Origin of the sequence: Clostridium sp. CX1, from assembly GCF_025398335.1 — a bacterium.
Lineage (GTDB): Bacteria > Bacillota > Clostridia > Clostridiales > Clostridiaceae > Clostridium_AM > Clostridium_AM tanneri.
The window spans coordinates 23,378-49,513 of record NZ_JAODOO010000018.1 but is presented as its reverse complement, the minus strand read 5'-3'; the positions used below and the strand labels follow the sequence as shown (position 1 = coordinate 49,513).

General features: G+C 32.5%; 30 protein-coding genes. 1 reads left to right on the top strand and 29 read right to left on the bottom strand.

Features of this window, described 5'->3' with window-relative positions; translation table 11 throughout:
• Nucleotides 1–36: 36 nt before the first annotated feature.
• From N4T77_RS16870 to N4T77_RS16730, 29 genes are all read right to left on the bottom strand, one after another.
• Nucleotides 37–936: an RluA family pseudouridine synthase gene (locus N4T77_RS16870; protein ID WP_261673020.1), complete on the bottom strand. Its 900-nt coding sequence runs from the start codon at nt 934–936 to the stop codon at nt 37–39.
• A gap of 107 nt (nt 937–1,043) precedes the next feature.
• On the bottom strand, nt 1,044–1,424 hold the full coding sequence (locus tag N4T77_RS16865) for a RidA family protein (RefSeq protein WP_261673019.1): 381 nt from the start codon (nt 1,422–1,424) through the stop codon (nt 1,044–1,046).
• Nucleotides 1,425–1,576: 152 nt separating this feature from the next.
• The gene (gene yqeK / locus N4T77_RS16860) at nt 1,577–2,149 is read right to left on the bottom strand and encodes a bis(5'-nucleosyl)-tetraphosphatase (symmetrical) YqeK (protein ID WP_261673018.1); all 573 of its coding nucleotides are present in this window, start codon (nt 2,147–2,149) and stop codon (nt 1,577–1,579) included.
• A 27-nt stretch (nt 2,150–2,176) separates the two neighbouring features.
• Nucleotides 2,177–2,785: a nicotinate-nucleotide adenylyltransferase gene (nadD, locus tag N4T77_RS16855; protein WP_261673017.1), complete on the bottom strand. Its 609-nt coding sequence runs from the start codon at nt 2,783–2,785 to the stop codon at nt 2,177–2,179.
• Between the two features lie 113 nt (nt 2,786–2,898).
• Nucleotides 2,899–3,192 carry a ribosome assembly RNA-binding protein YhbY gene (yhbY, locus tag N4T77_RS16850; protein ID WP_261673016.1) on the bottom strand — a complete coding sequence of 98 codons (294 nt, stop codon included), beginning with the start codon at nt 3,190–3,192 and terminating at the stop codon, nt 2,899–2,901.
• Between the two features lie 17 nt (nt 3,193–3,209).
• A complete protein-coding gene (obgE, locus tag N4T77_RS16845) occupies nt 3,210–4,484 on the bottom strand; it encodes a GTPase ObgE (protein WP_261673015.1) in 1,275 nt (424 codons plus the stop codon).
• Between the two features lie 81 nt (nt 4,485–4,565).
• The gene (gene rpmA, locus N4T77_RS16840; RefSeq protein WP_261673014.1) at nt 4,566–4,868 is read right to left on the bottom strand and encodes a 50S ribosomal protein L27; all 303 of its coding nucleotides are present in this window, start codon (nt 4,866–4,868) and stop codon (nt 4,566–4,568) included.
• Nucleotides 4,869–4,871: 3 nt separating this feature from the next.
• Nucleotides 4,872–5,198 (bottom strand): ribosomal-processing cysteine protease Prp, encoded by a 327-nt coding sequence (locus N4T77_RS16835; RefSeq protein WP_261673013.1) that lies wholly within the window; start codon nt 5,196–5,198, stop codon nt 4,872–4,874.
• 2 nt (nt 5,199–5,200) lie between these two features.
• Nucleotides 5,201–5,515, bottom strand: a complete 315-nt coding sequence (rplU, locus tag N4T77_RS16830) for a 50S ribosomal protein L21 (RefSeq protein WP_261673012.1) — start codon at nt 5,513–5,515, stop codon at nt 5,201–5,203.
• Nucleotides 5,516–5,670: 155 nt separating this feature from the next.
• Nucleotides 5,671–7,125, bottom strand: a complete 1,455-nt coding sequence (locus N4T77_RS16825; protein ID WP_261673011.1) for a ribonuclease E/G — start codon at nt 7,123–7,125, stop codon at nt 5,671–5,673.
• 69 nt (nt 7,126–7,194) lie between these two features.
• Entirely contained in the window at nt 7,195–7,911 is a 717-nt protein-coding gene (locus tag N4T77_RS16820; RefSeq protein ID WP_261673010.1) for a TIGR03936 family radical SAM-associated protein, read from the bottom strand.
• Nucleotides 7,880–9,739, bottom strand: coding sequence for a TIGR03960 family B12-binding radical SAM protein (locus N4T77_RS16815; RefSeq protein WP_261673009.1), 1,860 nt, complete (start codon nt 9,737–9,739; stop codon nt 7,880–7,882). The genes N4T77_RS16820 and N4T77_RS16815 overlap by 32 nt, the downstream gene beginning before the upstream one ends.
• A 199-nt stretch (nt 9,740–9,938) precedes the next feature.
• Entirely contained in the window at nt 9,939–10,793 is an 855-nt protein-coding gene (locus tag N4T77_RS16810; protein ID WP_261673008.1) for a M50 family metallopeptidase, read from the bottom strand.
• A 17-nt stretch (nt 10,794–10,810) separates the two neighbouring features.
• Entirely contained in the window at nt 10,811–11,599 is a 789-nt protein-coding gene (locus N4T77_RS16805) for a M23 family metallopeptidase (RefSeq protein ID WP_261673007.1), read from the bottom strand.
• A gap of 176 nt (nt 11,600–11,775) precedes the next feature.
• Entirely contained in the window at nt 11,776–12,156 is a 381-nt protein-coding gene (gene mgsA, locus N4T77_RS16800) for a methylglyoxal synthase (RefSeq protein ID WP_261673006.1), read from the bottom strand.
• A 13-nt stretch (nt 12,157–12,169) separates the two neighbouring features.
• Complete coding sequence (gene rodA, locus N4T77_RS16795) at nt 12,170–13,288, bottom strand: rod shape-determining protein RodA (RefSeq protein ID WP_261673005.1); 1,119 nt, start codon at nt 13,286–13,288, stop codon at nt 12,170–12,172.
• 83 nt (nt 13,289–13,371) lie between these two features.
• Nucleotides 13,372–13,641 carry a cell division topological specificity factor MinE gene (gene minE / locus N4T77_RS16790; RefSeq protein WP_261673004.1) on the bottom strand — a complete coding sequence of 90 codons (270 nt, stop codon included), beginning with the start codon at nt 13,639–13,641 and terminating at the stop codon, nt 13,372–13,374.
• An 11-nt stretch (nt 13,642–13,652) separates the two neighbouring features.
• The gene (gene minD, locus N4T77_RS16785; RefSeq protein WP_261673003.1) at nt 13,653–14,450 is read right to left on the bottom strand and encodes a septum site-determining protein MinD; all 798 of its coding nucleotides are present in this window, start codon (nt 14,448–14,450) and stop codon (nt 13,653–13,655) included.
• A 14-nt stretch (nt 14,451–14,464) separates the two neighbouring features.
• Entirely contained in the window at nt 14,465–15,097 is a 633-nt protein-coding gene (gene minC, locus N4T77_RS16780; protein ID WP_261673002.1) for a septum site-determining protein MinC, read from the bottom strand.
• A gap of 247 nt (nt 15,098–15,344) precedes the next feature.
• The gene (locus N4T77_RS16775) at nt 15,345–18,119 is read right to left on the bottom strand and encodes a penicillin-binding transpeptidase domain-containing protein (protein ID WP_261673001.1); all 2,775 of its coding nucleotides are present in this window, start codon (nt 18,117–18,119) and stop codon (nt 15,345–15,347) included.
• A 15-nt stretch (nt 18,120–18,134) separates the two neighbouring features.
• Nucleotides 18,135–18,626 (bottom strand): rod shape-determining protein MreD, encoded by a 492-nt coding sequence (mreD, locus tag N4T77_RS16770; protein WP_261672999.1) that lies wholly within the window; start codon nt 18,624–18,626, stop codon nt 18,135–18,137.
• A gap of 11 nt (nt 18,627–18,637) precedes the next feature.
• Nucleotides 18,638–19,483, bottom strand: coding sequence for a rod shape-determining protein MreC (mreC, locus tag N4T77_RS16765; RefSeq protein WP_261672998.1), 846 nt, complete (start codon nt 19,481–19,483; stop codon nt 18,638–18,640).
• Between the two features lie 9 nt (nt 19,484–19,492).
• Nucleotides 19,493–20,503 (bottom strand): rod shape-determining protein, encoded by a 1,011-nt coding sequence (locus N4T77_RS16760; RefSeq protein WP_261672997.1) that lies wholly within the window; start codon nt 20,501–20,503, stop codon nt 19,493–19,495.
• Between the two features lie 21 nt (nt 20,504–20,524).
• Nucleotides 20,525–21,211: a DNA repair protein RadC gene (gene radC / locus N4T77_RS16755; RefSeq protein WP_261672996.1), complete on the bottom strand. Its 687-nt coding sequence runs from the start codon at nt 21,209–21,211 to the stop codon at nt 20,525–20,527.
• 13 nt (nt 21,212–21,224) lie between these two features.
• Nucleotides 21,225–21,800 (bottom strand): Maf-like protein, encoded by a 576-nt coding sequence (locus tag N4T77_RS16750; protein ID WP_261672995.1) that lies wholly within the window; start codon nt 21,798–21,800, stop codon nt 21,225–21,227.
• An 11-nt stretch (nt 21,801–21,811) separates the two neighbouring features.
• Entirely contained in the window at nt 21,812–22,072 is a 261-nt protein-coding gene (locus N4T77_RS16745) for a DUF4321 domain-containing protein (protein WP_318796548.1), read from the bottom strand.
• Nucleotides 22,073–22,318: 246 nt separating this feature from the next.
• Nucleotides 22,319–23,053: a hypothetical protein gene (locus N4T77_RS16740; protein WP_261672993.1), complete on the bottom strand. Its 735-nt coding sequence runs from the start codon at nt 23,051–23,053 to the stop codon at nt 22,319–22,321.
• 72 nt (nt 23,054–23,125) lie between these two features.
• A complete protein-coding gene (locus N4T77_RS16735; RefSeq protein ID WP_261672992.1) occupies nt 23,126–23,653 on the bottom strand; it encodes a GNAT family N-acetyltransferase in 528 nt (175 codons plus the stop codon).
• 168 nt (nt 23,654–23,821) lie between these two features.
• Nucleotides 23,822–24,289, bottom strand: coding sequence for a chemotaxis protein CheX (locus N4T77_RS16730; protein ID WP_261672991.1), 468 nt, complete (start codon nt 24,287–24,289; stop codon nt 23,822–23,824).
• Nucleotides 24,290–24,644: 355 nt separating this feature from the next.
• Here N4T77_RS16730 and N4T77_RS16725 point away from each other — a divergent pair, with 355 nt between their 5' ends.
• Nucleotides 24,645–26,075, top strand: coding sequence for a sigma-54-dependent Fis family transcriptional regulator (locus N4T77_RS16725; RefSeq protein WP_261672990.1), 1,431 nt, complete (start codon nt 24,645–24,647; stop codon nt 26,073–26,075).
• Nucleotides 26,076–26,136 lie beyond the last annotated feature (61 nt).

Here is a 26,136-nt window from a genome sequence, read left to right as displayed (position 1 = left end):
AAATAAAGAGATGATGACCTTATTGTCAATAAGTCATCATCTCTTTATTTTTTCTATTAGTTTTTCCATATCTTCAGGAATAGATGTTTCTAATTCTATATTTTCTCCTGTTCTAGGATGAGGAAACTTAAGTCTATAAGCATGCAAAGCTTGCCTTTCAATATATTCCTTATCATCATCTATGCCGTATAAGGAATCTCCATACAGCGGGTGACCTAAATGGGTTAAATGTACCCTTATCTGATGAGTTCTACCAGTTTCCAATGTTAGCTTCACTAAATCCCCACCATTAAAACTCTCTACAACCTTGAAGTGAGTTATGCTCTCCTGTCCTCTCTCATCAACTATTCTCTTTATGCTATCTCCACCAGTTCTGTAGATAGGGAGATTGATAGTGCCTTCCTTTTCCGTTAAATTGCCATGTACCACCGCTAGATAACTTTTCTCAAAGCTTTCTTTACTCATTTCTCTTGCTAACGCCATATGTGAAAATTGGTTCTTAGCAATTATAATTAGTCCTGAGGTATCCATATCTAATCTACTTACCAGTCTTACTATGCAATTTTCACCTTTTTCTTTAAAGTAATATAATAACCCATTAGCTAAGGTTCCTGTAGGATAACTTTTTGTTGGATGAACTACAATTCCTGGCTGTTTATTTACTACTATTAAATCCTTATCTTCATAAACTACTTTTATATCAATCTTTTCCGGTTCAATATTTTGGCTTTCCTCCTTGACTAAATCAAAGGCAACTTCATCATTTTCTTTAACTACATAATTGAGTTTAACCACATTGCCGTTTACAGTAATTCTCTTTCCCATAGCAGCACCTTTTATAAGTCTACTAGAAAGATTTTTTTCAAGCTTTAAATATTCTCTGAGCTTTTTTCCATCTTGGTGCTTTTCAACTTTAAATACAAGTTTGTTTTCCATAGTCTACTCCCTCTATAAATAATCTTATAACAGTGATATACCCTGTTATATTTATCCTATATAAAAGAGTGAACCTTTTATCAGTTCACTCTTTTATATATGTTCTATTACTCAGCTAATGCTATTACTTCTATTTCAACTAAAGCATCTTTTGGAAGAATTACCTGTACACATGATCTTGCTGGCATATCTTTGTCAAAGTATTTTGCATAAACTTCGTTAACTGCAGCAAAGTCACCCATATCTTTTACAAATACAGTTGTTTTTACAACTTTATCTAAAGATGTACCTGCCTCTTCAAGTATTGCCTTTATGTTTTCTAATGATCTTTCAGCAGCTTTCTTAACATCTCCTGAAACTAATTCTCCTGTAGCTGGATCTAGTGGAATTTGACCTGATGTAAATACAAAGTTTCCAACCTTAACAGCTTGTGAATAAGGTCCAAGTGCTGCTGGTGCTTTTGCTGTGCTTATTATTTGCTTTTCCATAGTTTAAAACCCTCCTACATATTCAAGCGGTAAACGATTTACCACTTTTTAATAAAATTTTTCAGCAATACCATTATACCAAAATTTTTGGTGTTATGTTAAATTAATTCTATATTCTTAATATTAAATTATCTTTTTCTAGTTTTCAATTACTATCGGCGATTTTTTGAAAGCAAGTGATTTCGTCCTTCTATTGTATTTATATGCAAAAGCTGCCCTCTTTCAACAACAAACTTTATAGTATTATCAAAAGCCTTTAATAAAGCCTTATCTAAGTCTTCAAAAGCAGCCTTTCTTAATTCCTCTACACCTTGAAAATTTCTAGATGGTTCTATATAGTCTGCTATATATATTATCTTCTCAAGAAGGCTCATATTTTTTCTTCCTGTAGTATGATAAGTTACAGCATTTAATACGTCTTCATCCTTAATTCCCATATCTTCCTTCGCCATTATAGCCGCCACTGTTCCATGAAGCAGTTGTGGACTAATTTTACTTATGTCATCAATTTCTATTTTATGTTTTTTAACTATTGAAATAATCTGATCATCACTCATATTTTTCGCACAATCATGTATAAGTGCTGCAAATCTTGCCTTTTCAGTATCTTCCTTGTAGTGCTCTGCAAGTTTAATAGCAGTATCTCTTACTCCTAGTACATGCTCATATCTTTTAGTTCTAAGATTTTGTTTTAAATAATTTTTTATTTGTTCCTCGCTCCACATCCCTAATCACTCCAAAACAATAAATAGTTAACTCTTTTTATAAAGATTGAGTTCCTTAATAATATTATAAACATTTTCAGGTAAAAGATAACTTACATTTTTTCCTTCTACTATTTTATTTCTTATATCTGTAGAAGATATATCTAGCAAAGGAATATCTAAAAAGTAGATTTTGTTAAGGTACTTCTTCTCCAGTTTATCTTTTTGTTCCTGTATATTCCTTATAGTATAGCCAGGTCTATTGAAAACAATTAGTTTACAAAGCTGAAAAATTTCTTCAGTATTTTTCCACTTTTCAATATCCATAAGACAATCAACACCAGTTAAAAAGTACCATTCTGTATTCTTTTCAATGGTATTAAAATATTTTAATGTTTGATAAGTATAGCTTAAACTAGATTTATTCATCTCATAATCACTTACCTGGAAACATTTTTCTCCCCTAGTAGCTATCTTCACCATTTCATACCTAAAATAAGAATTAGTTATATCTTTTCCAAGCTTATGAGGCGGTGTTCCTGATGGCATGAATATAATTTTTTCTAATTCTAGCTTATAAAGCGCCTCATAGGCAATATGTAAATGGCCATTATGAATAGGATCAAAGGTGCCACCAAAAATAGCTTTTTTAATCATACCTATCCCACCTTTTTAGTTAATAAGTTAAGAGCTAATAATTAAGATTTTGTTTTTACTGTTCCAAAAGCATGAGGAAAATCTTCTTAATTATTAACTAATAACTATTAATTTTACTTTGGTAGTTCTATTTTAGGATTTTTCTTAGATTTTCTATAAAGTACAATTTTACTACCTATAGACTGAACTCCTTCGCAGCCTAACTCTTGGCAAAGCTCATCTGAAGCTTCCCTTGCACCATAATCGCTATTATTTAGTACTGATATTTTTATTAATTCTCTTGCTTCTAAGGCACTATCTACTTGCTTAATAAAGTTTTCTTCTATGCCTTCCTTACCTATCTGAAATATAGGGCTCATTGTGTTTGCAAGAGACCTTAAATAACTTCTCTGTTTACTCGTAATCATATAAATTACCCTCCAAATTATAATAAATATTCAAATTCAAAATCATTAAGTCTTACTACATCTCCATCCTCAATTCCCATATCTCTAAGTTCTTGAAGAACCCCTTTATTTTTAAGTACCTTATGGAAATATCTTAAAGCGTCTGGATCATTTACATTTACGCTGGCTAACAATCTATCAACAAAGCTTCCTTCTACAATGTATATACCATCTTCTTTTCTTATAGCATAAGTGAAGCTCTTTTCTTCTGGTACGTATCTTTCTTCTTCACTTATTTCTATGTCTGTAACTGGTATTTCACTTAACATTCTAGCAGCTTCCTTCATTAGGTCTTCTACACCATGTCTTGTAGCTGCAGATATCTTAATTACTTTATTGTAGCCAAGCTCTCCAACCTTTTTCTTAAATTCCTCAAAAACAGATTCATCATAAAGCATATCACTCTTGTTTGCAGCAATTATTTGAGGTCTATCCGAAAGCTTTACACTATACTTCTTAAGCTCTTCATTTATTTTCATGAAATCTTCGAAAGGATCTCTTCCTTCTAGCCCGGATATATCAACTACATGAATTAAAACCCTAGTTCTTTCTATATGTCTTAAAAACTTTAATCCAAGACCTACTCCTTCTGCTGCACCTTCTATTATACCTGGTATATCAGCAATTACAAAGCTTTGTATTCCCGGCAAAGCTACCACTCCAAGGTTAGGATTTAAAGTTGTAAAATGATAGTTAGCTATTTTAGGCTTTGCTTTGGATACTACTGAAAGCAAGGTTGATTTACCTACATTAGGGAAACCTAATAATCCTACATCTGCCAATACCTTAAGTTCTAAATATATCCATCTTTCCTCACCAGGCATTCCAGGCTCAGCAAAGTCAGGTGCCTGTCTTGTTGGTGTAGTAAATCTTGTGTTTCCTTTTCCGCCTTTTCCACCCTTTGCGATTACATATGTATCTCCTGGATGAGCTAAATCTGTCATAATTTTATTTGTTTCTACATCTCTAACTACAGTTCCCATTGGAACCTTTATATATAGCGTTTCTCCATCCTTACCAAAGCATTTTGATCCAGCTCCGTTACCGCCTGCTTCTGCCTTATATTTTCTTTTATATGAAAAGTCTAAAAGTGTAGTCATATTAGGATCTGCTACTAAGACTACATCTCCACCTCTTCCTCCATCTCCTCCATCAGGACCACCTAGTGGTATGTACTTTTCTCTTCTAAAAGAAATAGATCCATTTCCACCATCTCCAGATTTAACAAATATTTTGGCTGTATCTACAAACATAATATTTCCCTCCTTTTTTTAAATATTTTACCCATATTTTTAGGTTTTAAAAAAGCACCCTTCATCAGGGTGCTTTTATTATTATTCTGCTACTACTTGTTCTACATCAACTGGGTATACGCTAGCTTTTTTCTTGTCTCTTCCTACTCTTTCGTATTTAACTACTCCGTCAATCTTAGCGAAAAGAGTATCGTCTGAGCCTTTTCCAACGTTATTTCCTGGATGTATTCTTGTTCCTCTTTGTCTAACTAGTATGTTTCCAGCTAAAACAAATTGACCATCAGCACATTTAGTTCCAAGTCTTTTAGATTCACTGTCTCTACCGTTTCTTGAGCTACCTACCCCTTTTTTGTGAGCAAATAACTGAAGGTTCATAACTAACATGTACTACACCTCCTCTACCTTTACATTTATATATTCACCGTAACTTGTTTCTACACTTTTCAAACCAAGTAACATAGTCTCCATAAGTACCTGACAATCTTTTATATTCTTATGTGATAAGTTTTCTAGTGAAAAACTTAAAAATCCATCATCTATAGAATAATCAACTTGAAATTTTAAAACCTCAAGTATGCCAATTAACATAGTCTGAGATATGGCAGAAACAGCACTGCATACCAAATCGTATCCTTCATCTACTGACTCCGCATGTCCTTTCAGACTAACAGAAACTAGGCCACAGGCCTTCTTGCTAAAAACTACATCGACCATAACTATGCATTAATTGTTTCAATTTGAAGCTTAGTGTAAGGTTGTCTGTGTCCTTGCTTTCTTCTGTAGTCTTTCTTTCTCTTGTACTTGAAAACTATAACTTTCTTATTCTTTCCTTGAGATAGAACCTTAGCTGTAACTTTAGCTCCTTCAACTACAGGCTTTCCAACAACTACCTCTCCATTATCCTTGCTTACTACAAGAACATTGTCAAGTTCAACTGTTGAATCTACTTCAGCGTTAAGTTTTTCAACGTATACTACGTCTCCTTCTGTAACTCTGTATTGCTTTCCTCCAGTAACTACAACTGCGTACATTAAAATACACCTCCTCTATACGGTCTCGCCATCCAAGGTACATAAAGATAAATATAAAATTTATTGTTATGATTTAATAACCTCTTCTGTGCGGTCTACAAAAGCCATTCTATCATATATGCATAGGTTTGTAAAGTATTTTTTATCCATTGATTTTAACTCTTGCTACTTATAGGATAAACCTTAAAATTCTGCAAATTTTCTATTTGATTAATAAAAATAAGGGGCTCTACTTTAAAGTTTTCGTTATTTACATAGGTGATATATATTGTCTTATCTAGTGAGTCTATATTGGTAATAAAACTAAGTATATCCCCTTCTATGTCTTTTTTATAGGACTCATCAATTTCTATATGTATATTCTTTATATCCCTTTGTTCATCTATCCTTATTATTTCGTTTCTTATAAGCATAGCTATATAGGATAATTTCATTCTTTTCCCTCTTCCAGAGCAACATTCACAATTTTCCTCTATGTATTCATATATAGACTTTCCTGATCTTCTTCGGGCAATCTGAATTAAGTTTAATTCTGTAAAAGGGTATATTATAGTTTTATTTTTATCATCTTCAAAACCTTTTTTTAATTTTTCCATTACTTTTTCTTTGTTTTCATCATTATCCATATCTATAAAGTCTATTACTATAATACCACTTAGATTTCTTAGCCTTATTTGCCTTACTATTTCTTCTGCTGCCTGATAATTTGTGATATAAGTTGTTTTTTCAATGGAATTACTTTTAACGTTTTTTCCTGAGTTAACATCTACAACATACATAGCCTCTGTCTTATCTATAACTATGTACCCACCGCAATTTAGAACCACCTTATTGTTTCTTAAACTTAGTATTTCTCTTTCAATACCATAGTAGTTAAAAAGGCTTCTAGCTTCCTCATGCAGCTTTATATTTACTTTTATATCTGGTATGCCCTCCGAAAACTTTTTTACATAGTTGTAATCTTCTTCTGTGTCTACATATATTTTATTATTAGTTTCGTTTATTCTATCTCTCAATACTCTTCCAAGAATACCTCCTGCATCAAACAAAAGGCCAGGCTTTATAGAATAGGACCCCTTATTACGCATTTCTAGGTACAAACTATAGAGGCTATCTATTTCTTGATTTATGATATCTATAGAAACATTTACAGCATTTGTTCTTACCATAATACCTATATCCTTAGGCTTTCTTATATTGCTGCTGATAAATTCTTTTTGAGCCTTATCATCTATTTTTTTCGAAAAACTTATATCTTTGCTTAGGGTAAGTAAAACGCAATATCTTCCTGGAATACTTATAGCATTAGTAACCTTTGCACCTTTACTTCCTAGGTCTTCTTTGATCACCTGAAGCAGTAGTTCCTCTCCCTTTTTAATATTAGTGTTTTTGAACTTATTATCTAAGTACATATATACGTTCTTTTTATGCCCTATATCTATAAAAGCAGACTTTATAGCTGGTACAATATTCTTTACAATTCCCTTATATATCTCACCGGGATATGGTTCTCCTGTTTCCTCTTCTATAAGACATTCCTTAAGTTTATCCTTTTCTTTAATAGCAATTCTTAGCAGTTCCTTTTGCCTTTCTATGAATATCTCTCTCATTATGTCACCACCCTTTTAAATAGGAAATGGGAATGATAGAAAATCCCTACATTCCCATTTCTAAACTTACTATCTGATCATTTCTGCATATTTATAAAGCGGAACTAATTTTTTTCCTACCTTTGCATACATCTCTTCTCTTTTTATATTAACAAAGGCTTCTTTATTTGCTTCTCTAGTATTTTCCTGAATAAACTTAGCTAGAAGTTCCGCAGATAAATTCTCTCTGCTGCCGCAAGCAACTACAGTATTAACAGTTAAGATATTATCCGTAGTAGTATAGTTAAACTCTTTAACCATAGGCTTAATATTTACTTCGCCTTCACCACTTTTGCTTTTCTTTAAAATAACCCATTCATTGCTATTTAACAATTTTTCTATATCTTCTTTTAGATAACTTACTTCATTATATTTAAGTTTTATTCTATACTTTGCAGCATCAATTGCTGCCATAGACTTAAATACTTTTTTATTTTGCTCATCTATTATTTTTTTAGCCTCTAAAACTTTTATTCCCATAGGAGCACTTTCATTTAACTTTTCAATTATTATATTTTCATCTATTTCTTCTTCAAAGTATGCATCCATATAATCACCAGATGAGTATACACCTACAGCTAGTGGTTGGGCTAGGGATAAATTTATATGTGGATTAAATCCTTTAGAATATTCTACAGGAAGGCCTGACCTTTTCATCATTCTTTGTATTGTTCTCATAAGGTCTAGATGAGCCACAAATTTTATGTCACTTTCTTTACTGAACTTGATTAAATAATGCACCTTCAAAGCACTTCCCTTCTAACTTAACATTTACTCCACATTTTTCACAGCCTAATCTGCAATCTGGAGTTATATCCGCTTTCTTCGCTCTCTCATTTTCTCTTATTAAAAATTCCTTAGATACACCTACATCTATAAAGTCCCATGGAAGTATTTCATCATAACTTCTTTCTCTATAGGAATAGAAATCTCCGTCTACACCACTTTCCTGTAAGGCTTCCATCCATATGTCAAAATTAAAGTATTCTGACCAACCATCAAACTTAGCACCTTTTTCAAAAGCTTTAACAAGTACATCACAAAGCCTTCTGTCTCCTCTAGCAAATACAGCTTCTAGATAACTTACAGGAGTTTCATGCCAGTTGTAATTAATACTTCTGCTCTTTATCGCTCCCCTTAACGCTTTTATCTCTTCTCTTACATCTTCCATTTTTATCTGAGGTATCCATTGGAATGGAGTAAATGGTTTAGGTACAAAAATAGAAGTACTTACTGTAACCTTTAAACCTTTCTTTCTCACATTCTTCGGAACCTGGAAATATTGATCTACAACTTTTTCCGCTAAATCTGCTATACCAATTACATCTTCCATGGTTTCATAAGGAAGACCAATCATAAAGTATAATTTAATAGTAGACCATCCTGATTCAAATGCATTTCTTGCAGATTCCATTAGGTTCTCTTCTGTTACGCCCTTGTTTATAACATCTCTCATTCTTTGAGTTCCAGCCTCTGGTGCAAAGGTTAATCCAGTTTTTCTAACCTTCTGTATTTGATTTATTAAATCTACAGAGAAAGAGTCTATTCTTAATGATGGAAGAGAAACCCCTACTTTGTCCTTCTCATGCTTTTCCATTAGCTTATATATTAAGTTCTTCAAGTCCGAGTAGTCACATATACTTAGTGATGTTAATGAAACTTCAGAATATCCAGTACTTTTTATTAACTCCTCGGCCATCTCTAATATCTTATCTGTTTTCTTTTCTCTAACAGGTCTATATATTATACCAGCCTGGCAAAATCTGCATCCCCTAGTACATCCTCTAAAGGTTTCTAAAACTATTCTATCATGAACTATTTCTGTATATGGAACAATAAGCTTATCCGGATAAACTACCTCATTAAAGTTCTTTATTATCCTCTTTGTAACCTTTTCTGGCACATCTTCATATAAAGGCTTGAATTCTTTAATAGTTCCATCTTCCTTATATTCTACGTTATAAAGGGATGGCACATAAATACCCTGCATATGAGACAATTCTCTTAAAAATTCCTTTTTCTTTCCCTTACCTTTATACTTCTTATAAAGATCCATAATTTCATTCATCTGCTCTTCGCCTTCACCTATAGCAAAAAAGTCTGCTATATCATAAAGAGGCTCAGGATTATAAGCACAAGGACCTCCGCACATGATTATAGGGTCATTTTCCCCTCTCTCAGAAGCTCTTATAGGTACACCTGCTAAGTTAAGCATGTTCAATATATTTGTATAACTCATCTCATATTGAAGCGTAAAACCTATAAAATCAAAATTTCCAATGGAATCCTTACTCTCTAAACCATATAAAGGCACATTATTTTCTCTCATTAACTTTTCCATATCAGGCCATGGTGCAAAAACTCTCTCACAAAAGGTATCCTCTCTCTGATTTAGAACATAATAAAGAATTCTTGTACCTAAATGAGACATTCCGACTTCATAGACATCAGGAAAACAGAAAGCATATCTAATATCCACTTTATTTTTATCTTTATTATAAGAATTAATTTCTCCACCTATATAACGGGCAGGCTTTTCTACCTTAAACAATATATCATCAGTAACTTTGTTCATCAAAATCCTCCTCTTGTGTATCCTATCATATTTTTACCCGATGACTACCCGCTCTTTGCTCCCATCTTTCTCAAGATGGGAGCAAAGAGCGGCTACGTCCCTGGATAACGACTTCTAACCTTCAGGTGGGCTTCCCCCACTTAAAGCCAAGAATTCTGTTTATATTCTAACATAATAACTTATAAATTAAAAATGTAAATTATTTTCTTTCCTCTTCATTCTTAATAAATTCTTCTATAGTTATGTTTCCATAAACTTTAAGTGTATTTACAACCTCTTCTTCATAGATTATATCCATAACCTTCATTTCTTCATCTAAGATAGTAAAAATATTATACTTATTCTTATCAAATATACTCATTAAACTTAACATATCATTTTTATAGTATACAGAAGTGTTCTTATTTTCAATATATCCATTTTTTATAAATTTATATTTCTTTTTTATAATATCTCCCATAATTATATATGATATCCTTTCCTTCTCTCTTAGTGATGACACTATTATAAATAAACCTATTATTCCTACATTAAAATTATTACTTTCTCTGAGAAACAATAAAATATAAATAAACATAAGGATAGCTCCCATTAAGATTCCGATGTTTATCATTATCTTATTTGCTTTTTTAAAGGTTGTTTTAAAATTTAGTAAATCTCTTAGTATTCTCCCTCCATCTAAAGGAAAAGCTGGTATAAGGTTAAAAAGACCTATGGCTAAATTGCCTTGAAAGAATATATTGAATCCACTTAGTTTAAAGTTTTTGTATAAAAAATAAAAAATCACAGCTAAAGCTATGTTAAGCATTGGCCCAGCCATTGATATAACTAAATCTTCCTTTGGTGAAGCCTCGTCTAATTCTCTGAATTTTAATGCTGCACCTATAGCCAAAAACTCTATATCAAAGCCTGAAAATCCATAGTATCTTGCGGCAATATAGTGAGCTATTTCATGCAAAACTACTATTAGAAATGAATAGAAAAGCTGACCCTTATAGCCTATAATAATTAAAAATATTATATAAGGAATAAAATATTTACTTACTCTAACCACAGAAGTACTCCCACAAATTATTTTTTAATTATATTAAAATATTCTTTAGGATTTTTGTTCTCACCCATATATAAAAGCTCAAAATGAAGATGCGGTCCAGTAGATTTGCCTGTATTACCACTTTTGGCTATAACCTGACTTTTTTTAACCGCATCTTCCTTTTTTACAAGAATGTCATTCAAATGTGCATATTTAGTTTCTATACCATCTCCATGGTCTATTATAATGTACTTTCCCAACTGCTCATCTTCCCCACAAGCTTTAACCTTTCCATTGAAGCTTGCTCTTACTGCCGTATTTTCCTTAGCGTCAATGTCTACCCCCTCATGAAACTTTTCTTCTTTAGTAACTGGGTCAGTCCTATATCCAAAAACTGAAGTCTCTGTTCCTTCTATTGGCAAAATAAAATTTTTTTTAATTTTATCAGTTATAGTTTCCTTTCCAGTAATCTTGCTTCTAAGCTCACCAATGCCATTCAGTATTTTTTCCTGTACATTACTAAGATTGATGGTTTCACTCTTTTCTTTTAGAAGCTTATAATCATAGTTCTGATTCAATACACTTTTGGAATAATTATAAATGCCTTGGGTCTGAGGAGTAACTACTAGTTTACATCCCATTATAATAATAAAAAGTATAAGAACTCCTATTAAATCTGTTGTAAGCCTTCTAACCCAAAAATTCCCCTTCTCCTTTACTCTTCTGCTAAAAGCGGTTCCATTATTATAATAAGGCGAATATCTTGCTCCACTTTTTCTCTTTAAAGAACTATAATAATCTTCATACTCTGAATTATAATGCCCCATAAAACCTACCCTCCAACTTTCAGTTTGTTTACTCTTATATATAAATTTTCTCTAGTATGATATATATATATTTAAAAATTCTTCATTTATGACTTTAAATATTAAACTAAAAGTAGAGCACAAAGGCTCTAACATATATGTTAGAGCCTGTACATAACTATATTTTATTTAATGTTTTAACCTCGTTCTTGGTGACTTTTAAAAGCCTTTAGAAAAACTTCAGCAGTTCCTAAATTAGTTGCAAGAGGTACACAATGAACATCACATATTCTTAATAATGCAGAAATATCCGGCTCATGTGGCTGAGAAGTTAACGGGTCTCTAAGGAATATTACAAAATCTAACTCCCCTTGAGCTACCTTAGCACCTATCTGCTGATCACCACCTAGCGGTCCTGAAAGAAATCTGTGTACATTCATACCTACAATTTCAGCTAAAAGCTTTCCTGTAGTGCCTGTTGCGAACAATTGATGCTCTGCAAAGATATCCTTATATCTCTTCACAAAGTCTATCATATCGTCCTTCTTTTTATCATGTGCGATAAAAGCAACTCTCATGGCCAATCGCCCCCTAAAAATTAATTTTCTTTTTCCTCATTCCTATATTCAAGACAAGCCCTAAACTCATAAAACTTGTCAACATAGAACTACCTCCATAGCTCATATAAGGTAATGTTATACCGGTTATAGGCATTATTCCAATAGTCATTCCTATATTCTGCAGTACAGAAAATAACAAGGTAGATATAACTCCTACACATATAACAGAACCAAAGATGTCCTTAGAATTCTTAGCTATATTTATTAGCTTATATATAACTATTCCATATAAAAACAATAAGGCAATAGCACCAACAAGCCCCCACTCTTCTCCTACAACTGAAAATATAAAATCAGTATGAGATTCTGGTATAAAACCACCGGCAATTTGTGTTCCCTTTAAAAACCCCTTACCTAGAATTCCACCAGAGCCTATCCCAATTTGTGACTGTATAAGCTGTAGACCAGAACCTAATTCATCTGCAGATGGGTTCAAGAAAGAGGTTAACCTTACCTTCCAATAATCCTCCATAAGCGGCGAATTCCACACTATAGCTATTAATGTTACTAAACCTAATATTCCTCCGCCTATTATCTTTAAATCCAGTCCTGCAGCAAAAAATATTCCAAGTACTATAAAGAAACAAACCATTGTCATTCCCATATCTGGCTGAATTACTATCAGGAGCATTGGCAAGGCTGCATATCCTGCTAACTTAACAAAGTTTCTTAAATCGTTTATTTTTCCTTCCATCTTGCTTAATTCCTTTGCCAGCATTATTATCATACCTAGCTTAGCAAATTCAGAAGGCTGCATGGAAAAGGACCCAATCTTCATCCAGGATGAAGCTCCATTGACAGTAGATTTAAATATAGTATCGTTTAGTATAAGTAAAAATATCCCCAGCCAATAAATTATATCAGCGTACCCCTGGATAATAGAATAATCAAATATTAAGATTATATAAGTTAAAACCAAGCCAGCTGCCAGCCAAATGAGCTGAGCTTTTAAATAGTAAATACCAAACTTCATGTTTGTAGCACTATATATATTTAATGCACCAAAGACTACTATAATCACTATAGTAGCAATAATTGTAAAATCTAATTCTCTTAAAAGCTTTCTACTAATCTTGAACTTTTCAAGCATATCCTAATCCCTCCACTACAAATATGATTATATCATATAGAAAAAAAAATGCTATGTACAAATTATACATAGCCTACAAGCCCTTACCTATTTGTCTTCATCCTTTTTATCGGAATGCTAGCAATTAACGCCGGCGAATCTCCTTCAATTTCTTCTAGAGGGGTCATTCTTACTTCTATTTCTCCGTTATCTATTTCAACATATTTTGAAAGAACTGTAAGTATATCTTCTTTTATAGACTCTAATAATTCTGGAGAAAGCATTGCTCTGTCATGTATTAAAATAAGTTTTAATCTTTCTTTAGCCATATTCTTAGGAGAAGGCTTTGAAGAAAACATCTTAAACAAGTCCATTACTCCACCCCCTATTTAATGCGAAATAACTTTCTTATGGATGAGAATAATCCTTCTTGTCCAATGCTTAAATCCATAAAGGGTACTGTCTCACCAGTTATTCTTCTCGCTATATTTTTAAAAGCCTGTCCCGCAAGTGCCTTATCATCTAGTACTACTGGCTCTCCTTTATTAGTCGAAACAGTAATGGTCCTGTCATCAGGCACTACTCCTAATAACTTTATTGCTAAGCTATCTAATATATCATTAACGTCAAGCATATCTCCATTTTGTGTCATTTTATAATTTATTCTGTTTATTATAAGTTGATGATTCTCTAAACCTCTAGCATCTAATTTACCGATAACCCTATCAGAATCTCTTACAGAAGTTACTTCAGGATTTACTACTACTAGTGCTCTATCTGCACCAATAATGGCATTTTCAAATCCCTGCTCTATTCCAGCTGGGCAGTCTATTATAACGTAATCAAATTCTTTTTTCAATTCAGATACTAAGTCTAACATTTGCTCTGCACTTACATCATCTTTATCACGTGTCTGTGCTGTAGGAAGCAGAAAAAGATGCGGTAATCTTTTATCTTTTATTAAAGCTTGCTTTAATCTACATTTTCCTTCTATTACATCTATTAGTGTGAAAACGATTCTGTTTTCTAGTCCCATTAAAACATCAAGATTTCTAAGTCCTGTATCTCCATCAATTACAACGACACTTTTCCCCAGTGCAGCTAAGCCTGTTCCAATATTCGCTGTGGTAGTAGTTTTTCCAACTCCACCCTTACCTGATGTTACTACTATAGCTTCTCCCATCTACACTACCTCCATTAAATAAATTTATTAGGCAAATATGGTTCTACGATTATTGTGTCCCCTTTTACTCTTGCAACCTCCGGATACTGCGGTTTAACATTATCCTCAGGAGACCTAGTCATAATATCTGAAATTCTTAATATTTCTGGCTGTAAATAAAATGCCGCAACCAAAGCTCTAGTGTTTCCTCCAAAGCCAGCATGTACATATCCTCTTAGGGATCCAAGGACTATTACATTACCAGCAGCATATATCTCTGCCCCTGCATTAACATCCCCAATTATAACTACATTTCCTGGGTAATTTATAACCTGTCCACTTCTTATAGTTCTTCTTAGAAATTTTGTACGACCTTCATAAATACCTGAAAAAATCTTAGCACTTTTTTCTTCCTTATCTTCAAGTATACAGTCTTTTATTAAAAATTGCTCAAATAGAACATCCTTTAACTTTCTAAATTCTTTATCATTTATATACTTAAGCTCAGTGGTTATTTTTAGAGTGCATCCTTTGTAAAAGGATTTTCCTGCTGACAGCCTTTTTGTTAATATATCGAGCATTTCGTCAAAATCTTTAAACTTATTCATATTTATAACTGCATTTATTCCATCTCTATTACCTTTAATTACAATATTATCATCAACCATATTAGACCTCCAATAAACCACCATACTTTATATTTCAACATAGCACCCTTAAATCCTTCTAAATTTTAATTTTATTTTCTAAAAAGGAAAAAGGTTTTCAAAATTTATATTTTGTACAAATCAAGACATATTAACATAAAAATAAAATAGGAAACCGGCAATTGGGATTAGAAATAATAGATGACTTTTCGACACTAGTAGAAAAACTATCTCTTATTTCTAATTTCCCATTCCCAATTCCCTATTTTTACTGTTGTCCTTCAGTATTCCCTGAATTATTTCCACTATTGTTTTCAGTATTTCCTTGAGCATCAGTATTTGTAGATGTTTCATTCTGCCCGCTATTTTGTGCATTATTAGAATTTTGGTCTGTGTTTTGTCCGTTCTCTAATTTAAAGTATGCATCATACATAGCTCTTGCAACTGGTGCTACAAAACCTCCGTGTCCACCGTCAAACACTATAGCACATACTGCTATTTGAGGATTTTCATAAGGTGCAAATCCAACATAAAGACCGTAAGAAGTTCTTCCAAAAGCATCCTGAGAGTTACTGAAAGTTGCTGAACCGGTTTTACCTGCAGTTTTCAATGGAAATCCCTTAAAGGCCTGCGCAGCTGTTCCATCTTCCCCGCTGTTAACCAATGACATTCCATATCTAACAGCTTCTAAGGTTTCTGGTTTAACACCTGTTTTTTCTATTACTTCTGGTTTAACTTCCTCAATAACTTTTCCATCAGCATTTAATATTTTGTCTACTAAGTGCAATTTATACCTAGTACCACCATTAGCAATTGTTGCTGCAAAATTAGCCATTTGAAGTGGTGTAAAATTGCTTATCCCTTGACCTATAGATGCGTTATACATATTAGCACCAACTCTTAGCTGACTGTTTGCGTCAGAGACAGTAACATAGTAAATTGCATCTATCATTGAATCTATTTCTTTTTTATTAATACTTTTACCACTGTATTTTGGATCAGAAGCAACTAAGTCTTGTAATAAAGTCCTGTACTTGGATTTGTCAAAAACCTTGCTTCCTTCTTTTATAGACTCTTGTATTAATTTCTTTAAGTCACTTTTGATTCCCTTTACCTTATCTGAATCACCTTTGTCGTCATACAAATCTATAGCAGTGTAACTTGAACCTCTATTATCTGTTCCATTTTTAAGTGTCTCCATAGTTCGCCATAAATACTGACTAGCATAGATATTTTTTATAGAATAACTATTAAACACCTGGCCAAATCTTTCTGGTATCTCTATACCTGTAGCTGGCTTAACATTAGAGTTTGGTTGTGCACCTAATCCAAATTTCCAAGCATATTTGGCTAGTATATCATCACCAAAAGCTTCTCTCATTAGCTTTCCTACAGTCATAAAGTAAGGGTTACTTGATACCTCTAAGCCCTTTGCCAAATCTACTGGACCATAGCCTCCAACAGCAAAATGAGTAATATGTCCTCCACCCATATCAAAGGTTCCATTATCAAATATGGTATATCCTGGTGTTATAACACCACTTTCAAGCCCAGCAATAGCAGTCATAGGCTTAAAGGTAGAACCTGGAGGTACAACAGATTGAGTAGCATAGTTATAAAATGGCTTTGGATATATATCGTAGGTATCCTGTCTTATAGTTGTATTATTTTCAATTCCTTTATCTAAAGGGAATAATACATTTAATACATCTTCTACACTTTTTCCTTGATAATATCCTGTAAGTCCCCGCTGATAAATATACTCTCTTCCAAACTCTCCTAAATCAGGGCTAAAGTACTTTTTGTATAATTCTGAAGACAATCTTCCTGGTGCTGCAAATAAATTAGGATCATATCCTGGTCTACTTGCCAAAGCTATTACTGCACCAGTATTAACATCTATAGCTACAGCAGCTCCTCTGGTAGCATTGGATGTATTTACGTCTCCATTATATGGGTTATTCCTTAAATTAGTCATAACTTCATCTAAGGATTTTTCTGCAGCTGCCTGCACATCCTTGTCAATTGTCAATTGAATACTTTGTCCTGGATAAGGTTCTCTTCTTCCAAGCTCTTCTATTATTCTTCCTTGTTTATTAAGCTTTACTATTCTTCCACCCTTTGATCCTTTAAGTCTATCTTCAAATACACTTTCAATACCTGCAGCCCCTACATAATCTGTGCTTGTGTCATATCCTTTTTCCTGATACTTATCTTGATCAGAGCTGATCTTTGATATATATCCTAAGAAAGCAGAACCTATTTCTCCATTAGGGTAAGTTCTTATAGGCTGAGTATTTACATCAATACCTGGAAGTTCATTTAACATCTGTAAAAACTTAAATGCAGTTTCCTTTTTTATATTACTTGCCACTACTACAGGCTTATACCCTGAAAAGCTCTGCATCTTTAAAGTATCTTTAACTATCATAAATCTTCTTTGCTTATCTAAAGGATATTTACTCTCATCTATTTTATATTGTTTAACTAGCTTTTTAAAGGTTTCTTCTGGGGTTATCTTAAGTAATTCCTCATCAATTTTTTGCTGTTCTTCTTTTGTTACCTCACCTTTTTTATCGTCTAGTATCTTTCTACTAATTTCTTCATGTAATCCTCTGTCTTTTTTAAATCTTAACTCAATAGTTCTCTTTACTTGTGGGTCATCACTTCTAAACTCAAACCTAAAAGGATCTATTTTAAGTTCAAAGTCATCTTGCTGAATTTCGCCGTTTTCATCCAATATTTTAAAGACCTTGTCCATAGTATCAAAAAAAGTCTTGTCACTTTCATCTGTTTGATTGTATACCAAGACGTAACTTTGAGTGTTAACAGCTAGAGGAACTCCATTTTTATCAAGAATATTTCCTCTTGGCGCAGCATCTGGAATTTCCCTTATAGATCTATTATTTGCCTTTTCTTTAAATTCCTCAGCCCTCAGCACCTGAAGAGTAAATAGTTTTGAGGCAATAGCAGTAAATATACCTATCATTATTACTATTAATGCAGTGTATCTAGTAAACTCTCTCTTATTATTTCCCTTCATAGAATCACCATTCCTCTAAAACTTCCATCGTCTCTGCATATATTCTTTTCCGCAGAGTTTATATATACTTTTATAAAGTAGCACGCAGACAATACTATTATAAAGACTTATATAAAGTATGTCTTTAAAGTCCATATATATTGCATTTAAATATAGTATTAAAAGCAACAAAATACCCTTTAAAAAACTAAGCATAAAGCAGGATGCTACCGGAATTAGCCTCTTTTCCTTGAATATGTTGTCTCCTATAACCCCTGCTATTACGCACACTATCATATTTACAAAAGCATTTAGTCCAAAAGCACTAGTAAAATATGCATCTTGAAGCAGACCACAAAACACACCTAGCCACAAACCTTCCCATTTCCCGTTAACAATAGAATAGCAGATTATAAAAACTAAAACCATACTAGGATAGATAGTTTTTACTGCTAAAAAAGGCATAAATATATTATCTAATATAAAAAATAGAATTGATAAAAGAGCCAAAATCATTATTTTTTTCATCTTATATCACCTTAGTACTTTACTTCTATTTTGTTCTTAGGTAAAACTATGAACAGTTCTTCAAGCTTGTTAAAGTCAACATAAGGCTTAATTACAGCATTTTTCATTACTTTGCCCTTATCCTCTTCTACATTTATTACAGATCCAATTCTTATTCCCTTTGGATAAAGTCCGCCAAGCCCTGAAGTTAATATTACATCGCCTTTTTTAACACTTGAATCTAAAGGAAGATAGTATAACTTTGCAAGTAATCTGTTATCACTGTCTTTGTAACCTTTAACTATTCCACTGTTATCATTTGTGCTTTCTATGGTTCCGCTTACTGCCAGATTCTCGTTAGCTAAGGTCTGAACTATAGCCCAGTTACTTCCAACACTAGTAACCTGACCAACTAACCCTTGAGAAGTTATTGCAATCATTTGTTTTTCAATACCATCTTTACTTCCCTTATTTATTACAAATTGATCTAAAAGTCCACTACCACTTTTCCCTATTATGTCACAGCCAATATAATTATATTCTGATCTCTGATCTTTAAAGTTCAGCATTTCTCTTAATCTCTCATTTTCATTTTTTAATGAATCGTAATCAAGAGCCTTGCTTTCAAGCTGACTATTTTTCTTTTTCAACTGCTCATTTTCCTCTTTTACTCTTGAAAAACTAAAAATAAAACTTACAGAATCTTTAACCTTAGTATTAAACTTATACAAACCACCCTGCAGGGAATTAAAGGTTATTCCTATACCATTTCCCATGTATGAAATACTATCCCTCTTAATACTGCGTGAAATTAAAATTAAAAATGTAACTGACAGTACCACTATAGTTACCGCCAGTTTATTCTTCAAAAATTTCATGTCTATTTTCTATTTTCTGCTAGCTACTATTTTATCAATAGTGTCTAGTGCCTTTCCAGCGCCTAGTGCAACACAGTCAAGAGGAGATTCTGCTATATGAACAGGCATATGAGTTTCTTTATTTATAAGCAGGTCTAGTCCTCTAAGCATAGCACCACCACCTGCTAACATAATTCCTTTGTCCATAATATCTGAAGCAAGTTCTGGTGGAGTTTTTTCAAGAGTTGTTTTAATTGAGTCAATTATTGCTGCTACTGGTTCCTTTAAAGCCTCTCTTACTTCTGGTGATGTAATGTTTATAACCTTAGGTAGACCTGAAATAAGGTCTCTTCCTCTTATTTCCATAGAGTTTTCTTCTCCAGTATCAAAGGCTGAACCTAGCTCTATCTTAACATTTTCTGCTGTTCTTTCTCCTATAGCAAGACTATATTCTTTCTTAATATAGCTCATTATAGCATGCTCTAGTTCATCACCAGCAACTCTTAGGGATTTACTTGTAACAATACCTCCAAGAGATATTACAGCTACTTCTGTAGTACCTCCTCCGATGTCAACAATCATGCTTCCTGTTGGCTCATTTACTGGAAGTCCAGCACCAATTGCCGCTGCCATAGGCTCTTCCATAAGCAATACATCTCTTGCACCAGCCTGTTTTGTAGCCTCATCTATTGCTCTCTTTTCAACCTCAGTTACTCCTGATGGAAAGCATACTACTATTCTAGGACTTGTAAAAGCAGACTTTGGACTCACTTTTTCAATAAACTTTCTTAACATTGTTTGAGTTACGTCAAAATCAGCTATAACTCCATCCTTTAGTGGTCTTATAGCAACTATGTTTCCTGGAGTTCTTCCAATCATTTGCTTTGCCTCATCACCAACAGCAAGTACCTTCTTTACATCACTGTTAATAGCCACTACTGAGGGCTCTCTAAGCATAATACCTTTTCCCTTAACATATATTAAAGTGTTAGCTGTTCCTAAATCAATTCCCATGTCCTTAGACATTCCGAAAAATCCCATTCTAAATTCTCCTTTCACTTTTTACACTATTCCTTTTTCCTTAAGACTAGTGTATTTTCCATTTCCTATAATCAAATGGTCTAATAAGTCAACACCTAAAAGTTTTCCACATTCTTTTAACCTGCAAGTTATATTAATATCTTCATTGCTAGGAACGGGGTCCCCTGATGGATGATTGTGACATATAATTATGGAAGCACTATTTTTTCTAATAGCATCGCAAAATACTTCCCTTGGATGAACTATAGATGAATTTAGACTTCCAACGGAAACATCCTTAGTAAAAATTACTACATTTTTTGTATTTAACATTATTACCTTTAGATGCTCCTGTTTTAAACTTCTCATTTCTTCCATAACTAAATCTGCCGCATCCTTTGGTGAGGATATTTTATATTCATCACCATTTTTGTAGGACTTAAATCTTTTAGAAATTTCTACTAAAGCCATAAGTTGTGCCGCTTTTACCTTACCAACTCCATGGAGGCTTATAAAATCTTCTAACGTGGAATTTAAAATGCCACTTAATCCCCCATTTTCCTTAATAATTCTACTGCTTAAGTTTAATATATTTTCTTTTTTACTTCCGGATCTTAAAATCACTGCTAAAAGTTCAGCATTTGATAAAGCCTCAACACCGTATCTTAACAATCTCTCTCTAGGTCTTTCGCCTTCTGGTAAATCCATAATCTTTAAAGTTTCTTCCATAAAATTATACTCCTTATAGATTTACCCCCATCTCCTTCAGCATCTTTGACAATTTATTTAAAGGAAGCCCTACAACATTATAATAGCACCCGTGAATTTCTTCAACAAAAATTCCACCATATCCTTGGATGCCATAAGCTCCTGCTTTATCTGCATACTCTCCCTTTTCTATGTACTTTTCTATTTGCTCGTCGGATAATTTGTCAAATTTTACATCTGTACAGATAAACTCCCTTATTATTTTACCGCTGCTGTTATTTACAACAGCTATTCCAGAGTATACCTGATGTATGTTGCCACTTAGAAGCTTAAGCATATTAAATGCCTCTTTTTTATCCTGTGGCTTTCCTAGTATAGTGTCCTTATAAGACACTATAGTGTCACATCCTATTACAATAGTCTCTTCTTTTACTTTATTACAGACGTCTAAAGCTTTCCCTTCTGCTAACTCCATAACATAGGAACCACAGTCACCTTTAAATTCAACAGAACTTTCATCAAAATCACTAACTATAATTTTAAAATCCTCTGTCAATCTATTTAGTAACTCCTGTCTTCTGCTAGAAGCCGACGCTAAAATGATTTTCATAATCCCACTTCCTAATATCTTCTGTATAGTATTATAGCCACAATTATACCAATTATAGTCATAATATTAATATTAAAATTCAAACCTAAAGTTAAAACCATAACCTTAAGATTTAATATAATTGGTGTTGATGTACCTATCGCATAAGAGTCCTTGAGAAAATTTAAAATACTTAGGCTACTTCCTAGTATATCTCCAATGAGACTGCCACATACAGCGCCTAAGAATATTATAAACCATAAGAAACTTATGCCTTTTTCAACCCCTCTCACAGACATCCCCTACCTTAATAATATATCTAATATAGTTTATCATTTAATAAATTCATAAACAAGTATATATGATATTGTTTAGAAAAATTTTTAAAATAATTTACAGGTTGTTTATTCATGATAAAGACTTATAAAGTTTCTCTTTATCTATTTGAAAACTTAAGTTCCCTTCATTAATAATTAGGATGAAAAACAATAAGCTTTAAGTACCTATACATACTTAAAGCTTATAGCAGTTATCTTATTCTACTTTTGACTCATTTTTTTTAAAATACTATATATGTAAGCGTAATTTTCTGCAGCCTTGTCTTTAGGCAACTCCTTAGGCATATTATTGACATGATTCTTGATATCATTCAGTAAATTTATATTTTTACTATCCTTATCTACTTTTTTTAAAGATGAACACCACTTCTTTAACTCTTCTGTCTGTATAGCCTTAACATCTTTTTCTGATAGCTTGTTTAATATTTGTAGATTAGCATTTATTATTTCCGTTATCTCACTATCACATAGGTCCTTCTTACTTATGGTAAAAAGCATTTTAGAGTTGTCTACCTTTTGTTCTGAAAGAGATTTAATTATTTCCTCTCCATGACTTTCCGTATAAACTCCTAAAAACACTCTAGTTTTGTCATTCTCAACTACTGTAAAAGGAGTTCCGTACTGTATCAATAGATTCTTCTCACTGTCTACATTCTCCTTGTTTTGGTATATACCACCCTGTACTGCTATGTATTTAACAATTTTATCACTAGTATCTGTGTTCTTGCTAGAACTATCTACTGCTTTAGATGAATTATTAACGCTACCCCCATTATTAGTGTTACTTCCCCCACTATTAAAGCCTAAAGCGTTTCCTGTCAACAATCTAAAGATAGCAGTTCCAAGTATAAAGGCTAAAATAAATACCAAAAGTATCATTAATATAAAAGCTTTATTATCGTTTTTCCTTTTCAGATCATACCGTGTGTACTTCATTTTCTCACCCCCAGCTAAAAGTCCTCCCAACTTACTTTTATAAAGATAAACTGTTATATATACTATTAATATTTATATTGTATTAAATTTATTACTGGTTAATATCTTTTTCATAATTAACATGTCTACATACTCATTATCAATACGATAAAAATTCTTTACCATTCTAACTGTTTCAAATCCAACTTCTTTCCAAAAACTAATATTTAGGGAATCGTTTTTCGCTACTCTAGTGAAAAATATATCTGTACCATATTCCTCTGAAAAGTATTTAATTAATTCTTTAATTATTTTGCTACCTAAATCAGTGTCTTTATAGTTATCATTAAGATAGAAAAACCAAATCCATACTTCATTAGGGTTTTTAAATTCCATTCTTCCCTTCAAAATTCCAATTAATTTTTCTCTTTTATTTATCTTTAGGAAAAACTCACATTCGCTTATATAGCTTTCCCAAAACCTTTCTGACAACTCATCTAAATTGTCTATACCTCCTAAGAACTGTTTTTCAAGCTCCATACACATTTCGATCTGCGGCAAATCAACCTTTTCTATCCTTGACACACTGATATCTCCAAAATCTATATTTACATCTAACATACTTCCACCTCTTTACCGCTTAAAAATACATTAAATTTTAAATTCTACATTGGTCTTTAAATTCCTTTATTTTAATGAATTCTATATTTGCTGACCAAATTACTAAAGAGATAATAATAAAATTCCTGAACTATCGTCTAGCCCAGGAATTTTTGCTACTACTCTATTCTAGTTATCAGAAAGTGAAATATTTATTTCAAAAGAGTTACCGTTTTCCATGGTAAGAGGTGCACATACTGAAGTAGATTTCGTTGTAGATATCTCTATGTTATCTCCTATCATTATGGTAGGTGGTGTTATATCTAAAGCTATTTTTTTTGTGGAAAATATTGTTGCAGCATTTCCTGAAATCATATTTGCCAGTTCACTAATAGCGGATCTAGCCATGTCATCTAATTTAGATACAGGCATACCACACATCATACTGGAAGCAATACTACAAGCTGATTCATTACGTAAGTTAAAAATAACCTGTCCTTTCAAATCTCCTGCTATACCTACTATTATAACAACGTTATCTCCGCTAAAGGACGAATTTCTTGAGAAAACTTTACCTAAAGTAGTTTTTGCATTAGCCACCTGGCTAAGCATATCCTGGGTAGCTTCTATAAATGGATCAATATACTCTACGTTCATTGTAGTTCTTCCTCCTAATATCTATCATATATCATTAAATTTACACAAAAATTATATTGTTTATATAAATTATTATACAAATTCAATGTAAATTCAACATAAAATTATATTATTTTGACTTCTAATATTTTTTGTATCAAAATGATTAAAATTTACAATATATATTATCATTATGAGAATTTTATTCTCATAATAAAGCTACTTTTTACTTAATATCATTATGAAACAGTTAAATATTTAATATACTGCTAAAATATGTTACAATAAGCTTATAAGTATTAGTTTTTTTCCACTTCTACATTAATTACTTACTAAATACATTTCTTATGTAAAATAAAGTTTGGGGAGGCACTTTATGAACGATTTAGAATTCTGGTCAGATATAGGCGATATGTGTAGAATAGATATGGATAGTATATTGGAATATGATATTTCTTCCTTTATACTTCAAGCTGTCTTTGACTCTTCAAATGATGGTTTAATTGTTACAGACGAAAATCTTTTAATAAAAAAAGTAAATATTGCTGCGGTTAAAACTCTTGGCATAAAAGAAGATGTATTATATGAAACCTATTTAAACAATATTCTTAAGGATGATATTATAAATACAATTCTTTTAACTGGAGAAAAACATTTTGATGAAGACTGCAGTTTCTACTCAAATGGAACCCAAATAAGGTGTTCCACCAATATTATTCCTGTTAGAGTTAGAGGTAAGAATATTGGACTAGTTCTATCTTTACGAGATACCAAAAACTTACATAATATTGTTAACAAGGTTGTAGGATATAAGGCATCCTTTACCTTTGATGATATAATCACCAGAACTGAGGAAATGAGGAATATAGTTGAGTTTGCACAAAAGGCTGCTAAAACTAATTGTAATATACTAATCGAAGGACAAAGTGGTACAGGAAAAGAAGTATTTGCACAGTCAATTCATAATTATAGTTCAAGACATCGTGGCCCTTTTGTTGCAGTAAACTGTGCTGCAATTCCAAGGGAATTGGTTGAAAGTGAACTTTTTGGTTATGAAAAAGGTGCCTTTACAGGAGCCTCTAAAGGAGGAAATCCCGGAAAATTTGAACTTGCTGACGGCGGAACTATATTCTTAGATGAGATTGGTGAACTTCCTTTAGACATACAATCAAAACTTCTTAGAGTATTGGACAACCTTAAAATTGTAAGGGTAGGCGGCACTTATGAAAAAACCATTGATGTAAGGGTAATTGCTGCAACCAACAGAACTCTTACAGAGGAGATAGAAAACAAGAATTTTAGAAGTGATCTTTATTATAGACTTAGCGTGATGAACCTCCACCTGCTGCCATTAAAAGAAAGAAAAGAAGATATTGAACCTTTAGCTCAATTTTTCATTACTAAATTAAATTCCAAAAATCCATGTAATCCTAAATACCCTGATTCATCCTATATAGAAAAACTAAAAAACTACAGTTTTGATGGAAATATACGTGAACTTAGAAATCTAGTAGAAAGATCTTATTACCTTTGTGAGGACTCCTTAATTACTTCAAATATACTTAACAAGATAAGAACAGTAGTAACCCATACCCACGTAGTTTCTCCAGAACATAAGCACAATCATCCACATCCTAAAGAAATACTTCCTTTGGAAATGGTTGAGAAAAACTGTATAAAGGAAGCACTTGAACACTGCGGTGGAAACGCTGTAAAAGCAGCAGTTTTGTTAAAGATAGGAAAAGCCACAATTTATAGAAAAATAAGCAAGTACGAAATTGATTTAGATGATTTTAATAAACACTAAAAATATATTTATCTCTCATGAAATAAAGTGGACAGTTGGAGAAGAATCTCATAACTGTCCA

Excerpts from the sequence above, each read along its gene's own strand:
- minD (WP_261673003.1), bottom strand. The coding sequence starts at position 14,450 with ATGGGAGAAGCTATAGTAGTAACATCAGGTAAGGGTGGAGTTGGAAAA.
- N4T77_RS16750 (WP_261672995.1), bottom strand. The coding sequence starts at position 21,800 with ATGAAAATCATTTTAGCGTCGGCTTCTAGCAGAAGACAGGAGTTACTA.
- yhbY (WP_261673016.1), bottom strand. The coding sequence starts at position 3,192 with ATGATTACGAGTAAACAGAGAAGTTATTTAAGGTCTCTTGCAAACACA.
- N4T77_RS16870 (WP_261673020.1), bottom strand. The coding sequence starts at position 936 with ATGGAAAACAAACTTGTATTTAAAGTTGAAAAGCACCAAGATGGAAAA.
- minC (WP_261673002.1), bottom strand. The coding sequence starts at position 15,097 with ATGGTTGATGATAATATTGTAATTAAAGGTAATAGAGATGGAATAAAT.
- N4T77_RS16760 (WP_261672997.1), bottom strand. The coding sequence starts at position 20,503 with ATGGGATTTTTCGGAATGTCTAAGGACATGGGAATTGATTTAGGAACA.
- N4T77_RS16775 (WP_261673001.1), bottom strand. The coding sequence starts at position 18,119 with ATGAAGGGAAATAATAAGAGAGAGTTTACTAGATACACTGCATTAATA.
- N4T77_RS16735 (WP_261672992.1), bottom strand. The coding sequence starts at position 23,653 with ATGTTAGATGTAAATATAGATTTTGGAGATATCAGTGTGTCAAGGATA.
- rodA (WP_261673005.1), bottom strand. The coding sequence starts at position 13,288 with ATGCTTGAAAAGTTCAAGATTAGTAGAAAGCTTTTAAGAGAATTAGAT.
- N4T77_RS16725 (WP_261672990.1), top strand. The coding sequence starts at position 24,645 with ATGAACGATTTAGAATTCTGGTCAGATATAGGCGATATGTGTAGAATA.
- rplU (WP_261673012.1), bottom strand. The coding sequence starts at position 5,515 with ATGTACGCAGTTGTAGTTACTGGAGGAAAGCAATACAGAGTTACAGAA.
- radC (WP_261672996.1), bottom strand. The coding sequence starts at position 21,211 with ATGGAAGAAACTTTAAAGATTATGGATTTACCAGAAGGCGAAAGACCT.
- N4T77_RS16825 (WP_261673011.1), bottom strand. The coding sequence starts at position 7,125 with ATGAGAGAGATATTCATAGAAAGGCAAAAGGAACTGCTAAGAATTGCT.
- rpmA (WP_261673014.1), bottom strand. The coding sequence starts at position 4,868 with ATGTTAGTTATGAACCTTCAGTTATTTGCTCACAAAAAAGGGGTAGGT.
- nadD (WP_261673017.1), bottom strand. The coding sequence starts at position 2,785 with ATGATTAAAAAAGCTATTTTTGGTGGCACCTTTGATCCTATTCATAAT.
- obgE (WP_261673015.1), bottom strand. The coding sequence starts at position 4,484 with ATGTTTGTAGATACAGCCAAAATATTTGTTAAATCTGGAGATGGTGGA.
- minE (WP_261673004.1), bottom strand. The coding sequence starts at position 13,641 with ATGGACTTGTTTAAGATGTTTTCTTCAAAGCCTTCTCCTAAGAATATG.
- mreC (WP_261672998.1), bottom strand. The coding sequence starts at position 19,483 with ATGAAATTTTTGAAGAATAAACTGGCGGTAACTATAGTGGTACTGTCA.
- yqeK (WP_261673018.1), bottom strand. The coding sequence starts at position 2,149 with ATGTGGAGCGAGGAACAAATAAAAAATTATTTAAAACAAAATCTTAGA.
- N4T77_RS16815 (WP_261673009.1), bottom strand. The coding sequence starts at position 9,739 with ATGAACAAAGTTACTGATGATATATTGTTTAAGGTAGAAAAGCCTGCC.
- N4T77_RS16865 (WP_261673019.1), bottom strand. The coding sequence starts at position 1,424 with ATGGAAAAGCAAATAATAAGCACAGCAAAAGCACCAGCAGCACTTGGA.
- N4T77_RS16805 (WP_261673007.1), bottom strand. The coding sequence starts at position 11,599 with ATGGGGCATTATAATTCAGAGTATGAAGATTATTATAGTTCTTTAAAG.
- N4T77_RS16835 (WP_261673013.1), bottom strand. The coding sequence starts at position 5,198 with ATGGTCGATGTAGTTTTTAGCAAGAAGGCCTGTGGCCTAGTTTCTGTT.
- N4T77_RS16740 (WP_261672993.1), bottom strand. The coding sequence starts at position 23,053 with ATGAAGTACACACGGTATGATCTGAAAAGGAAAAACGATAATAAAGCT.
- N4T77_RS16730 (WP_261672991.1), bottom strand. The coding sequence starts at position 24,289 with ATGAACGTAGAGTATATTGATCCATTTATAGAAGCTACCCAGGATATG.
- mgsA (WP_261673006.1), bottom strand. The coding sequence starts at position 12,156 with ATGAGAGTTGCTTTTATCGCACATGATAAAAAGAAGGACGATATGATA.
- mreD (WP_261672999.1), bottom strand. The coding sequence starts at position 18,626 with ATGAAAAAAATAATGATTTTGGCTCTTTTATCAATTCTATTTTTTATA.